Source organism: Paenibacillus aquistagni (assembly GCF_900177815.1).
Classification (GTDB): domain Bacteria; phylum Bacillota; class Bacilli; order Paenibacillales; family Paenibacillaceae; genus Paenibacillus_B; species Paenibacillus_B aquistagni.
Genome location: NZ_FXAZ01000001.1, coordinates 878,395 through 892,757 on the forward strand (window position 1 = coordinate 878,395; position 14,363 = coordinate 892,757).

Annotated in this window: 11 protein-coding genes; 10 read left to right on the plus strand and 1 reads right to left on the minus strand. The window is 45.7% G+C overall.

Translation table 11 applies throughout. The annotated features are described in order from the left end of the window. Positions 1–48 precede the first annotated feature (48 nt). The 5 genes from B9Y93_RS04070 (at position 49) to B9Y93_RS04090 (ending at position 7,237) form a co-directional block, all read left to right on the plus strand. Positions 49–2,280, plus strand: coding sequence for a helix-turn-helix domain-containing protein (locus B9Y93_RS04070; protein ID WP_085493051.1), 2,232 nt, complete (start codon positions 49–51; stop codon positions 2,278–2,280). Between the two features lie 209 nt (positions 2,281–2,489). After that, positions 2,490–3,431 (plus strand): ABC transporter permease, encoded by a 942-nt coding sequence (locus B9Y93_RS04075; protein ID WP_085493052.1) that lies wholly within the window; start codon positions 2,490–2,492, stop codon positions 3,429–3,431. 25 nt (positions 3,432–3,456) lie between these two features. Next, entirely contained in the window at positions 3,457–4,356 is a 900-nt protein-coding gene (locus B9Y93_RS04080; protein ID WP_085493053.1) for a carbohydrate ABC transporter permease, read from the plus strand. A gap of 151 nt (positions 4,357–4,507) precedes the next feature. Beyond that, positions 4,508–6,211 (plus strand): ABC transporter substrate-binding protein, encoded by a 1,704-nt coding sequence (locus B9Y93_RS04085; RefSeq protein WP_085493054.1) that lies wholly within the window; start codon positions 4,508–4,510, stop codon positions 6,209–6,211. A 141-nt stretch (positions 6,212–6,352) separates the two neighbouring features. After that, positions 6,353–7,237, plus strand: coding sequence for an endonuclease/exonuclease/phosphatase family protein (locus B9Y93_RS04090; RefSeq protein WP_244903279.1), 885 nt, complete (start codon positions 6,353–6,355; stop codon positions 7,235–7,237). A gap of 205 nt (positions 7,238–7,442) precedes the next feature. Here the strand turns inward: B9Y93_RS04090 and B9Y93_RS04095 are convergent, their stop codons facing one another. After that, positions 7,443–8,681, minus strand: a complete 1,239-nt coding sequence (locus tag B9Y93_RS04095; RefSeq protein ID WP_085493055.1) for an S-layer homology domain-containing protein — start codon at positions 8,679–8,681, stop codon at positions 7,443–7,445. A 288-nt stretch (positions 8,682–8,969) separates the two neighbouring features. On the opposite strand from B9Y93_RS04095, the gene B9Y93_RS04100 reads away from it, so the two are divergent. The 5 genes from B9Y93_RS04100 (at position 8,970) to B9Y93_RS04120 (ending at position 14,329) form a co-directional block, all read left to right on the plus strand. Then, complete coding sequence (locus B9Y93_RS04100) at positions 8,970–10,196, plus strand: family 8 glycosyl hydrolase (RefSeq protein WP_085493056.1); 1,227 nt, start codon at positions 8,970–8,972, stop codon at positions 10,194–10,196. Between the two features lie 121 nt (positions 10,197–10,317). Beyond that, a complete protein-coding gene (locus tag B9Y93_RS04105) occupies positions 10,318–10,635 on the plus strand; it encodes a magnetosome magnetite crystal formation protein family (protein ID WP_085493057.1) in 318 nt (105 codons plus the stop codon). A gap of 209 nt (positions 10,636–10,844) precedes the next feature. Further along, entirely contained in the window at positions 10,845–12,269 is a 1,425-nt protein-coding gene (aspA, locus tag B9Y93_RS04110) for an aspartate ammonia-lyase (RefSeq protein WP_085493058.1), read from the plus strand. A gap of 134 nt (positions 12,270–12,403) precedes the next feature. Further along, complete coding sequence (locus B9Y93_RS04115; RefSeq protein ID WP_085493059.1) at positions 12,404–12,799, plus strand: hypothetical protein; 396 nt, start codon at positions 12,404–12,406, stop codon at positions 12,797–12,799. Positions 12,800–13,000: 201 nt separating this feature from the next. After that, positions 13,001–14,329 (plus strand): hemolysin family protein, encoded by a 1,329-nt coding sequence (locus B9Y93_RS04120; protein WP_085493060.1) that lies wholly within the window; start codon positions 13,001–13,003, stop codon positions 14,327–14,329. The last annotated feature ends 34 nt before the right edge of the window (positions 14,330–14,363 follow it).

Here is a 14,363-nt window from a genome sequence, read left to right on the forward strand (position 1 = left end):
ATATAGAAAATGAGTGGAAATGCATGCTTGATAAAGTGGGGTTTAACGATGAGAAAATCTTGGTTTAACCGGCTATTGCTTTCCTACATGCCTGTTTTTATTATTGTGGTGACATTTATATTCTTTGTGTTCTTTCAAGTGTTCAGCGAGCAAAGCCGTCAAGAAGCACTAAAATCGAATGAGATGCTGTCCTTACAGGCCATGCAGCTGATAGACACGTCGCTTAAGGCTATCGATAACACTATCCTGCGTGAGATAGCGTCAAGCGAGGATTTGCGAAGCTTTTTTAGAAGCAGCAAGCAAGGGGACCCGTTTATTAATATTCGAGCAGTTGGCAAGATGAAGGACATGATTACGTACAATCCTTTGATTGACTCCATTTATCTTGTCCGCTATACAGATCAATTCGTGCTAAGCAATGCGACGCAGGCTGATCTTGATAACTTCTCCGATCATGCGTTTATTGAGCAGATCCAGAATTCGAAGACGAGTAAATGGACCGACACTCGAATGTACATACCGTTTGCCCATATTCCGGGCAAGCAGGTGGTTAGCCTGGTGCGCGGAGCGCATTTTCTTGCTGAAGAGCAGGGCATTATTGTTGTGAATGTGGCAACAGACTCCTTAAAGAGAATGACTCTTGATTTATTCAAATCTGAAGTGGGCTTCCTTCAGGTCAAGGATCAGGATGGAACACTATTGTTCAGCAACGGAGCAGATGCCAATGCCGATTCCACAAAGGTACTAACTAACTATGTGTCCGGTTATTCTGGATGGAAATATGAGAGCGGTTTCATCCGTGGTGGGCTTCTAAATACGATTTCGATGCTATCGAATCTATGGTTTGTCACAGGCTTTGTCATGATCGGATTGGGTCTTGGTTGGATGGTCTATGTCACGCGGCGCAATTCTAAGCCGATTGAGCAGATCGTTGACCGATTCAGCAGCTATTCTCTTCCTATTGCAGGTGGAGGAGAGAAGGGCCGTATGGATGAATTCGCCTTTATCAGCTATGCGCTTGATGATATTATGGCGCAGTCACAGCAGTATCAGAAGCAATACAAGGAAGATATGCACCTAAGAACGAGAAACTTATTTCATCAGCTCATTGACGGCAATACCGTGTTAACATGGCTCGAATGGCGCAAGGAGGCTGAGAAGCTGCTGCTCCCGCTTCCCCGTTCCTCGCATCTTGTGATGATCGTTGAGATTGATAAATATGGGGAGTTCTGTACCCAGTTTGCTACGAATGATCAGAATTTACTGAAGTTTGCCGTACGCACAGTTATTCAGGAGCTGTCGCTTAAGCACCAGATCCCGTCTTGGTCGGAATGGATCTCCTCGTCGCAAGTCGCTGTCATTCTATTCGAGGAAGAGGACACACAGCACAATAGAGAGCAAGTGGAGCTTCTCGCTGATCAGATACGCGCCTGGACTGCACAGAATCTGAAAATAACAGTTACGATCAGCATCGGACCTAAGGCAGAAGAAATCTCGGCTCTTCCATCCTCCTATCAAGCGGCTAAGCATGCGCTGAAGTATAAGTATGTGCTTGGTGAGAATCGCGTCGTATGGAGCGATGACTTAGCTGCTGAAGGGCAGGCAGAGGCATACGCCCATCTTGGGGACATTCGCTCGATTGTCTCGCTGCTGCGCAAATCAGATGGGCAATGGAAGATGCTGTACCATCAATTTTTCAACAAGCTTAAGCAGGGGCTCCTCTCGAATGATGAGATTAAGCATTTGTTAGAGTACTTTATGTACCAGTTGAACCGGGAATGCACTGCTTCGAACAAAGAGCTGGCAGAGCACTGGGTGGAAGAACTGCTGCCTGAGCTGAATGATACGATTGAGAGCGGATATACACTTGAGCATATTCATGATGAGATGCTTGAGGTGCTCGCTCGTCTTGATGAGATGTGGGTTGCCATTCAAGAGAATAGTCAGCATGCTACCGTTATTCGTGAGATCAGCAGCTTTATTGAGCGCGAATATGCGAACCCAAACATGTCGCTCGATTACTTAAGCGAGCAATTCAATATTAATCCCAAATATGTGAGCAAGCTTTTTAAGGAGAATACCGGGCAGAAGTTCGTGGACTTCCTGATTGATGTTCGAATGCAAGAAGCAAGACGTTTGCTCAAGGAGTCGAGCGACAATATTCAGGAGATTGCAGAGCAGGTTGGATATACGAATGCTATCTCATTTAGCCGTGTGTTCAAAAAGGTGATCGGGATCTCTCCGAGTGAATATCGTGCTGACGCAGTGAAACGTGCATAGAATAGCAGAACAAGCCTGATACGAAAACAGTTCGTTGGTGAAAAAAGTTGGCAGCAGCGGCAGAAGCCCTGCTGCTTCGCTGTTTTTAAGAGCAGGCGAAAACCGTTTGGTGAATTATTCTTGTTTATTGTTATCACATTTGTAAGCGCATACAATCAAGGTATAACACATCGGTGGCCGCAACAACCACTTGGGAAGGAGCAGGAACTATGTCCAGTATGGAAGCAGCAATGAATCCTGGCCGCAAGCCGAGCGCCTGGAAAAAGATACAACGGCATTGGCAGCTTTATATTGTCATTTCTCTACCGCTGTTGTATCTCTTAATATTCAAATACATTCCAATGACAGGGATTGTAATCGCATTTAAGGATTATAACGTCGTACAGGGGATGTGGGGCAGTCCGTGGGCAGGCTTCAAGTACTTTAATCAGTTCTTCGATTCGCCGAACTTCTGGCTCTACATTAAGAACACGCTTGGAATCAGCTTGTACGGACTTATCGTCGGATTTCCAGCTCCTATTATCTTAGCGCTGGCGTTAAATGAGATCCGGACCGGATTTTTCAAGAAAAGTGTTCAGATGGTTACGTATGCGCCGTACTTCATTTCTACAGTTGTCATGGTCTCCATCATTATCGTCAACTTGACACCAAATGTCGGGATGGTCAGCCGCTTCTTCGCCCTGCTTGGGGTAGCGGATACTAACTTTATGGGCAATCCCGCCTTATTCAAATCGATCTATGTCCTGTCCGATGTATGGCAGATGACGGGATACGGTGCCATCATCTATATCGCAGCCTTGGCTGGCGTCAATCCGGAGCTGTATGAATCCGCGAAGGTGGATGGGGCATCAAGATTCCAGAAGATTCTGCGCATCGATCTGCCGAGCATTTTGCCTGTTGCTGTGATCATGCTGATCTTGAATCTCGGGAATATTATGAAGCTTGGCTTTGAAAAGATTTATTTGATGCAGAACCCGTTGAACTTGAATTCATCTGAAGTCATCTCCACCTATGTGTATAAGGTCGGTCTGTTGGGTTCAAACTTCAGCTTCTCGACAGCGATAGGCTTATTTAATTCCATCGTCAATCTGATGTTGTTAATCCTCGTGAACTACATCGCTAGAAAATTGACCGAGAATAGTTTGTGGTAACGAAGCCACAAAGAAAGGAGACATCATGGCCAGATCAATCGCTATAAAAGAAACCCTCGGAGATCGTATATTTATCGCAGGTGTGTATACATTTCTATCCCTTGTGCTGCTTATTGTACTTATTCCGCTTATCTATATCCTGAGCGCATCCTTTAGCTCGCCCCAAGCCGTCGTAACAGGAAAAGTAACGCTGTGGCCAGTCGATTTTTCTTTAGCGGGCTATAAGGCCGTATTCAATAATCCGCAGATTGGAACCGGCTTCTTGAACTCCTTGTTCTACACGGTAGTTGGGACCTTAATTAATGTGACGCTCACGATCATGTTGGCGTACCCGCTGGCTCGCAAGACTTTTTACGGACGCAATGTGTTCATGATTATTCTTGTGATCACAATGATGTTTGAAGGCGGTCTTATTCCATCCTACCTTGTCGTAAAAGGCCTAGGATTGATCGATACGCGCTTAGCCATGATTCTGCCGGGCGCATTCGCTGTATTTCAGGTCATTATCGCAAGAACCTTCTTCCAAACCTCCATTCCTGATGAGCTGGCGGAGGCAGCAGAGCTTGATGGATGCAGTGATTTAAGATTTATATTCAGCATTGTTCTTCCTTTGTCGAAGCCGATTATCGCCGTTATGACCTTGATGTATGCTGTCGGACATTGGAACGCTTACTTTGATGCTCTCATCTATTTGCGCAATCCGGATATTTTCCCGCTGCAGATCATTCTGCGCAATATTTTGATCCTGAACTCTGTCGATGCATCGATGATGGCCAATGTGGATCAGATGATGGCGCAGCAGGGGCTTAAGGATCTGCTGAAATACTCCTTGATCGTTGTATCCAGTGCACCGGTGCTGATGATCTATCCATTTGTACAGAAGCACTTTGTTAAAGGGGTCATGATCGGCTCGCTTAAGGGATAAAAGATACAGTGATCAGCCGTTCCTTAACGATTAGCTGTTCATGAAGCGAGCAGATGATGCATAGGGGGTGATGCCGCGCGATTCATAAGCTTCGGAGACTTTTTTGGAGGGTCATGATTTCAATCACAAGTTGAACGGAGGAGAATACGGGATGAAGAGACAACAACGGAACACTTGGGCAGGGATGATGAGTCTGCTGCTAGCGATCACACTCGTGTTAAGCGCATGTTCAGGGGGAAGCGGCAGCACGACAGCTGATCAAGGCAGCGATACACCAGTCAGTGAGGATTTGTTTAATCCTGTTGGGCAGTATCCGATTGTGAAGGAACAGATGAAGCTGAAGATGTTTGCTCCGCAGTTTGCAAGCATAGAAAATATGGAGACGAATCTGTTTACGAAGTGGGCAGAAGAGAAGACCAATATTAAGATCGAGTGGGATCTGGTTCCAGATAACGCGCTCAATGACCGCAAGCAGCTGATGCTGGCAAGCGGCGACTACCCGGAGGTCATCTTGCACGGCAACCTGACGAAGGAAGAACAGATGAAATATGGGAAGCAAGGAGTATTTATCCCGCTGAATGATCTGATCGAGCAGTATGCGCCAAATATTAAGAAGGCGATGGAAGATATTCCGTACATGAAGTCATCCATTACTTCGCCAGACGGCAATATTTATGCGCTGCCGCAGGTTAATGAGTGCTATCATTGTGACAATGCTTTGAAAGTATGGATGAACAAAGCATGGCTCGATAAGCTCGGCATGCAGGTGCCGACGACAACCGAGGAATTCTATCAGGTGCTGAAAGCATTCAAGGAAAAGGACCCAAATGGCAACGGCAAGCAAGATGAGATTCCGTTGACTGGTTCTGATGAGATGTGGACGGGGAATGTGACGGCATTCCTGATGAACGCCTTTATCGTCGATGACTATACCGAGAAGACAACCGGAACCTTCCTGCGAGTCGTAAATGACAAGGTTGAGTTCGTTGCGAATACGGAGGAATGGAAGCAGGGCCTTGAATATTTGAATAAGCTGTACAAGGAAGGCTTAATTGACCCTGCGGCCTTCACACAGAATGCAGATGCGATTCAGCAGCTCGCTAACCGTGAAGGAGACAATATCATGGGAACGCTGACGACTGCGCTGCTTAGTTATGCTTATCCAATGAATGACACGACGCCAAGACATAAAGACTATGTTGTTGTGCCACCACTCAAAGGGCCAAATGGCGTGCAGCAGACGTTGTTCTTTGGCGGCATCAACAATTCTCAATTTGCGATAACGAATAAAGCGACAAAAGAGCAGCAGATTGCAGCCATTCGCTTTGCGGATCTGATGTACACGGAAGAGGCGATCGTCCTGCAGGAGCATGGTCCTGAAGACAAGGGATGGAGAATGGCCAAGGAAGGCGAATTGGACTTGAACGGCAATCAAGCGAAGTACGCCGAGAACGTGAACCCTAATCCGAAGCCGACACATAATGATGGCTGGGAGCAGATCGGACCATCTCTTCGCACTTATGATTACCGTGCTTCATGGGCTGCATTGCAGCAGGATCCATTGGCAGAAGGCGGCTACGGCAAGCGCCTGAATGAAGTATCTAAGGAATACGAGCCTTACCATTCCAAAGAGCAATTCCCAAATGGATTGTTTATTGCGCTTGAAGACGCCGATCTATCTGCTCAGATCAAGACGACACTTGTAGAGTATGTGAAGTCTAATATGGCACAGTTCATTACCGGCTCTAAAGATATTAGCAAAGAGTGGGATAACTACGTGAAGGGCTTGGAAGGCATGCAGTTGAATCAGTATCTTGAGATTTATCAAAAGGCATACGATTCTTCCAAGAAATAATAAGATGCGTTACGCTTACAAAAGCCGGGGGTTTCCTCCGGCTTTCTCTTTGCAGCTTAACGATTGACACGTTGTGTTATCGATACATTCGAGGTAAGATATAGCCGAACATTCAACATGTACATACAGGAGTGAAGTGTAATGACAGTGAAAACGATAGCTCTTCAAGATATTCGCTGCATGTCCTTTAACATTAAGAATGGCTATGATGCGATGGAAGCGAATGGATGGGAGTCCCGCAAAGATATGGTGCCTGGCATGATTCGGATGCACCGAGCAGACCTTATTGGGGTTCAGGAAGCCTTCTACAGTCAGATCGAAGATATGCAAGCACGTCTGCCTGAATACAAATGGGTTGGGGCAGGGCGAGACGATGGACACAAAGAAGGCGAATTTGCTTGCATCTGGTATTTGGAGGAACGCCTTGAGGTACTTGCTTCCGGCTCCTTCTGGTTGTCAGAAGAGCCTGATACACCGGGTTCTAGAGGCTGGGATGCTGCATGCAATCGCGTTGCTACTTGGGCACGGTTCAAGGATAAGCTTACCGGTCAATCTTTCTTCCACTTGAATACGCACTTTGACCATGTCGGGATGGTAGCGATTGAAGAAAGCGCGAAGTTGATCTTGAAGCGAGTACATGAAGCAGCATCTGATCTCCCTATTATCATTACCGGGGACTTCAACTGCACCTCAGATTCATCTCCATACCGCGTGCTAACGGGCCAGCAGGGTGGAGAAGGCCTTCCTGAGCTCAGATTGCATGATGCTGAAGCGAAGGCCAGCTATCATCATTTTGGACCGGCATTTACGTTCCAAGGGTTTGACACGAAGTCGCTGGCAGCGGAGATGTTTCCTCAATATGCGGAGAAGTCGCCGCAAGGCTTGGAGTTTCAATCTCCAATCGACTTTATCTTTGTAAATGACAAAGTGGCGGTGAAGACATACGCGATTTTGGCTGATCATCGCCAAGGGACTTGTCCTTCTGATCATTTTCCGATTATTGCGGATCTTGCTTTTACGTCATAAGGCAAAAAAGTGCGCAGCTTGATGCTTGATGCTGCGCACTTTTTGTGTATCCGCTTGAGCAGACTTATTTAGCATCGATACGATAAGGATGGAGCCGTTCTAGATGGCTGTTCGGCGTACAATCCTAAGAACCACATAGACACCCTCATTCTGCTGTATCTTGCGCCATGCTGTCACAATAGGACGCTAGCCGGTTTCCCTGTGCCTAAAGGCTCTTGGCTGAGATCGCAAAATTGACCGATTGGCCGCCTGCATCCACTTGGATATTTACATTGTCATTGCCGATCAGCACTTGGCGGGATTCCACCTTGTCTCCATTCTGAAGCTTGGTGGTTACTTCTGTGAACAGATCATAAAAGCTGCTGGCATGATAGCCAAACAATTCATTGGCGAATGTCTTGACGGCCTCCTGATTGCGGGCGAGGCTGCCTTCGCGAATTCGAACCGTGATGCTGTAAGTGTTGAATGAGGTATCCAGGGCCATCGTCACTTCCTCTTTGTAGTGGCTCGACCCAGTCGGTTGTTTTTGAACATTATCCTTTTCTTCCTGGTCTTTGTATAGACGCAACGTAGATTCATAGAGATCATAGTTTGTTCCTCGTGTTTGTCCAGCTCGCTTCAAGGAAGCATATGCATCATACATTCGCTGATCCGGGAATACAATGACCTTGTATCCTCCGTTAGAGGTAGGGACGCTTCTTGACAGATCGCCCTTGTTTGAATCTGGCTTCAAGCGCTTTGATTTGTCGGTTAAGCGGTTAAGGATCACTAGGGACTCCGCTCTTGTAACCGTGTCGCCAACTCCGAAATACCCGCTTGGATATCCTTGCATAATGCCCTTCACAAGCGCCTCAGCAATAAACTTTTGCTCTCGTTCTGACGCACTTTTGAGATCTCCATAGGCTTCGGCTTCCTTCATGCTGTATTTTTCATCTTCAAGGAATTCCGTTTCATTAAGCGTATAATACAGCACTTCAGCGACATGCTCACGGTTCATATTCGCTTGAAAATCACTGTAGCGACTTTTGTTTAGGAAGTGCAGATCGCTTGCAATGTTAATATAATTGGCTGCCCAATATCCGGAAGCGTTCGGTTTGAAGTTGAAATAGCGGTAATCCTGCTGGAGAATAGATTGATTCTCCGCGCTTAAGGACTGAACGAAGGAAGGCTTCCAGCTTCTTTCGCCATTTTGATGCAGATCAGAATAGGACAATATGAGCATTTTGATAAACTGATCAATCTTCACTGGCTCCTCCGGGCGGAAAGTCCCATCTGGATATCCGTCGAGAATGCCCTGCTCCACCATATTGACAATGTATTTTTCTGCCCAATGTCCTTTAATGTCCTTAAATATCGGTGATGGTTCTTGTTTTGCTTGTATAGGACTTGCGGCCGCTGCCATAAGTATGGTGAATACCAATAATAATGCGCTTACTTTCTTCATGCGATCCCCCTGTTTGTCGATTAATGATAGACCATACCTAACATTAGAGGATTTTGAAACAAAAGAGAACAGGCTATGATCCTATTGTTGAACTAGGCAAAAAGTCGTGTCCTAGGTCCTGATATTCCTATAAATGATAAGCGATTATATTTTGATCGGAGGTGATGGATGCATAAAAGGAATGCTTGCAGTGTAATGGGTAATGGCATAGAAGGACTCGCGATAAGGATGAATTGGGCTAAAAGGTATGGTTGAAAATCACAATGGTCTGGGAGTGAGAGATACAAGATGGCAAAACAGAAAAAAGCAAAGCTCATGATTCTGCTTCTCATGATGATGACATTATTGCTGCCTGTGTACAGCAGCGTTCACGCCACGGCTCCACAAAAGCCGTTCCCTCAGCACTCGGTCTATGCGAATGGTGTTATTAAACCGAGCCATGTCACACAAGCTATCATGGATCAAGCTGTACAGGCCAAGTGGAACGCTTGGAAATCCGCATACCTCAAGCAGGCAGGAGCGGGAAAGTATATCGTGGAGTACAATGATCAAGGTGAAACAGTCTCAGAAGCTCATGGCTATGGGATGGTGCTTGCCGTCATTATGGCGGGGTACGATACAAATGCAAAAGCGTACTATGACGGCATGTATCAATACTATAAGGAGCATCCGAGTGAGAATAATCCTTATTTAATGGCATGGAAGCAGAACAGCAGCTATCAAGATATTGAAGGTGCCAACTCGGCCACCGACGGTGATATGGACATAGCTTATTCCCTGCTTCTTGCCGATAAGCAGTGGGGCAGCGATGGGGCCATCCCTTACTTGCAAGAAGGGATATCCATGATAAATGCCATTATGGACAATGATGTTAATCAAGCAGAATGGACGCTAAGATTAGGAGATTGGGCCACGAGTGGAAGCTATAACACCGCAACCAGACCTTCTGATTTTATGCTGAATCATATGAAAGCCTTTGAAGCGGCGACAGGTGATGCCAGGTGGACGAATGTCATCAATAAGACGTACTCCATCATTCAGACTATTTATGCCAACAACAGTGCAGCAACGGGGCTGCTTCCTGATTTCGTCGTGCTGAAAAACGGAGTATATAAGCCGGCATCCGCGGGTTTTCTTGAGGGTCCCAATGATGGATACTACTACTATAATGCCTGTCGCACTCCGTGGAGAATAGCTACGGATTACATCGTAAGCGGCGATACAAGAGCCCTTAATCTGTTAACCAACCTGAATAGCTATATTCAGACAAAGACTACGAACAAACCGCAAAATATAAGGGATGGCTATAAGCTCAGTGGCTCCACCCTGGGCTCTTACAACAGCGGAGCTTTCTATGCCCCGTTCGGGGTAAGCGCAATGACCAGCAGCGTGAATCAGGCATGGCTGAATAAGCTGTGGGATCATACAGTCAACAGCGCACCTGAATTGTATTATGAGGACAGCATTCGATTGTTCTCCATGCTCGTAATGTCCGGGAACTGGTGGACGCCTTAGCTGCTGCTATCTTACGAAATTGCAATATGGCTGCAAGAGAAATCAATAGGAACGATAAAGAGGATATGGCAAAATAAAGGTATAAATCGAACCAATGAACATCTTTATGAGGTGAATACAAATGAAACCAAGTCAAGTGCTATCCTCTTTATGTTATTTTAGTATTTTCTTTGCGCCATTCCTCTTTCCATTGCTGATCTGGCTAATTGCTGACAATGAGGTTAAGGATCATGCCAAGAAAGCGTTATGGTCACATATCGTGCCGACAATTGTCCTAATCATCGGCATGATCACTTCTTTTTCGGTTGGCATCGGCAGCGAAAGCGCCGTGTGGGTCAGTATTTTGCTGGTTGTAACGTATGGCTTGTTTATTCTCATCTGGCTGTACTATTTTATTTGGAATATTGTAAAAGGCCTTCGCGTACTAAAAGCTGCATAAGATAATGAACAGAAAAGAGCTGCCTTCAAGGGCAGCTTTTTTTAATCCGTGAATTCTATGGAATGGCAACAATTTTAATTAAAAAGCCTTTACATAATTGACCAATAGTATAATAGGATATACAATCAAGTTGAAGTTGATGTAATCGCTTACTTCAATAGATTTACAGGAATGCTTCCTGACTATAAGAGAGAAAGCAAGGGATCGCAATGACAAAGCTGATGACAAGAGTAGAGAAGGACTTTTTAGGAACGAAAGAAGTACCTGTTGATGCCTATTATGGCATTCAGACGCTCCGTGCGGTGGAGAACTTCCCGATCACGGGATATCGATTGAACGAGCATCTGATTCGAAGCCTTGCCATCGTTAAAAAAGCCGCAGCGCTTGCAAATATGGAAGTAAAGCAGCTGCATCCGAGCATGTGCAATGTCATGGTACAAGCTGCCGATGAGATTATTGATGGAAAATGGCATGACCACTTTATCGTGGATCCAATCCAAGGCGGAGCTGGAACCTCGATGAACATGAATACGAATGAAGTCATCGCCAATCGAGCGCTTGAGCTGCTTGGCAAAGAAAAGGGCGATTATAAAAGTCTAAGCCCGAACAATCATGTTAACCGTTCACAATCGACGAATGATGTGTTTCCAACAGCCATTCATATTTCAGTCTTAACCCTACTCGATCATTTGCTGATTACGATGGAAGAGCTGCATGAGTCTGTTCTCAAGAAGGCACAGCAGTTCAGCCATGTTATTAAAATGGGGAGAACGCATCTGCAGGATGCGGTTCCAATTCGCTTAGGTCAGGAATTCGAAGCATATGGCCGCATGATTGCTCGCGATATTAAGCGCATTCGCCAAACGAAGCAGCATCTCTATGAAGTGAATATGGGAGCAACTGCAGTAGGGACAGGGCTCAATGCCGATCCGAGATATATCGTTCGCGTTGTAGAACTGCTGGCAGAGATCAGCGGAATGCCTCTCGTTCGCGCAGAGCATCTGATTGATGCTACGCAGAATACAGATGCATACACAGAGGTGTCTGCATCACTTAAAGTGTGCATGATGAATATGTCCAAGATGGCCAACGATCTTCGCTTGCTGGCATCCGGACCAAGAGCGGGGCTTGGCGAGATTCGTCTGCCTGCCAGACAGCCAGGATCATCGATTATGCCGGGAAAAGTCAATCCGGTGATGTGCGAGGTCGTGAATCAAGCTGCCTTCCAAGTCATTGGCAATGATCATACGATATGTCTCGCGTCTGAATCCGGACAGCTTGAACTAAATGTCATGGAGCCTGTACTTGTGTTCAATTTGCTTGAATCATTGACGATTATGAACAATACGCTTCGAGTATTCCGCGAATATTGTATAGATGGCATAGAAGCGAACGAAGAGCGCTGCAAAGAGTATGTCGATCAAAGCGTTGGCATCATCACCGCAATTAGCCCGCACCTAGGTTATGAGACCGCAGCCAGAATCGCACGCGAAGCAACAGAATCCGGCAAATCGGTGCGAGAATTATGTCTCATGTATCAAGTATTGACGGAAGAGGAGCTCGATCTTATCCTTGATCCATACGAGATGACAGAGCCAGGAATTGCCGGAGCAGCCTTGTTTGATCGCCAATAATCCGAAGAGATTCGCACAATTTCCATGAACTTCTGAAAAAGAGACAGTGAAAACTGTCTCTTTTTGTCGTATTATGTAGAAAAGAGGTTTGGGTTACATAATACGAAGGATAGAAGTAAGGAGATTATTACAGTATGGCTTTTAGCGCAAGCGAATCCATGAAGAAACTACGGCAGGAACGACGAAAGCACGGACAATGCGCCCAATGCGGAAACCCGTCTGAGAAATACTTGTGCGAGCGCTGCAATGGCATGAGAAAAAAGCCAGAGCCGAAGGAATTCCGAGAATATCCGATGCAGCGCAAGTTGAAAAAGCCTCTTTCGGATCGCAGATTATATGAGGATATGATTGCACAAGAACTTCGAACGAGCGATATTGCTGCATACTGCGGGGTCACGCAGCGAACCGCAGAGAAATGGATTTTTGAAGGCAGTGTTCCACATGAGGAGCGTGTAACGAAGCTGTGCAGGCTGTTAAAGCGAGAGGTTGAATACTATTATCCGCTTTACAAATGGTCCAGTAAAAAATAAGCTTAGAGGCAATTGACAGCATAAGGCTGTTGATTGCTATTTTTTTGCGCAAAAATAAAGTTGGGAATACTTGAACAATGCTGGTAATTCGGGCATGATTATGGGTATATACCTATTACATAATGAAAATGGCTCCAAGTGGACACAATGTAAAATACCGCTTATGTTGAGCCGACACAGCAAAGGAGAGGTTTTTGTCAAATGGAAGATGGAAGTTCGGTGCTGCTTCAGCTCGTAATTATTGCTGTACTAACCTTATTAAATGCTTTTTTTGCAGCGGCAGAGATTGCACTTGTCTCACTGAATAAGAATCGAATCTCACGCATGGCAAGCGAAGGTAATAAGAAAGCAGAGCTGCTCGTCAAGCTCATTGAAGATCCGAGCAAATTCATTGCTACCATTCAGGTGGGGATCACCCTTGCTGGATTCTTCTCCAGTGCTTCAGCAGCAACAGGGTTATCGAAGCAGTTTGCCGTTGTTCTAGGCAATATCCCTTATGCACAACAGATTTCTGTTATAGTCATTACGATCTTGCTGTCATACTTTATGCTCGTCTTTGGTGAATTGTACCCGAAGCGGGTAGCGCTTCAGAATGCAGAGAAAATTGCGATGTTTGCGGTCAAACCAATCTTGTGGATCAGCAAAATCGCGACCCCATTCGTCAAGCTGCTTTCCTTTTCCACGAACTTGTTAATCAAGCTTACGAAGATGGGAGGTAATGAGCAGGACGATACGGTATCCAGAGAAGAAATATGGATGCTTGCTCAAGCAGGGCAGGCGGCAGGTACGATAGCTGTTGAAGAAATGAAAATGTTAAAGGGTGTTTTTCAGCTTGACAATAAAGTAGCCCGTGAGATCATGACTCCACGGACATCGACATTTGCACTCGATGTGGCCACTGCGCCAGCTCTTCTTGCCGACATCCTGATTGATGAGAACTATTCGCGTGTTCCGATTTATGAAGGAGATATCGACTCCATCATCGGAATTCTTCATATGAGAGATTTCTTTGCCGAAGCAAGACAGGTTGGCTTTGACAAAGTGGACATAAGAAGCATAATGAGAGAGGCCTATTTCGTGCCCGAGACCAAGTTCACGGATGATCTGCTTAAGGAGCTGCAAGCCTTACAGCATCATATGGCGGTCTTAATCGATGAATATGGCGGATTTGCCGGGTTGGTTACGATTGAGGATCTGATTGAAGAGATCGTAGGAGAGATTGATGACGAGTACGACGAAAGCCGGGGCGAGATTATTCGCATCGACGATCATACGTATTTAGCCTACGGTACAATGCTGATAGAAGACTTTAATGAAATGTTTAAGACGAAGCTTGAAGCAGTCAGCAATGACACGATTGCCGGCTTTATCCTAGAGCGTATTGGCACCATTCCTAGCGAGAACGATCATATCTCTGTTGAACATGAGCATATTCAGTTTACGGTTGAGGAGATCGTAGACAATCGTTTGAATCGAATCCGAATTACGCTGAATCCGCAACCAGAATCACAAGAAACAAGAGAAGATTAATACAGTAAGCCTCACTTCGATGGAATAGATGAAG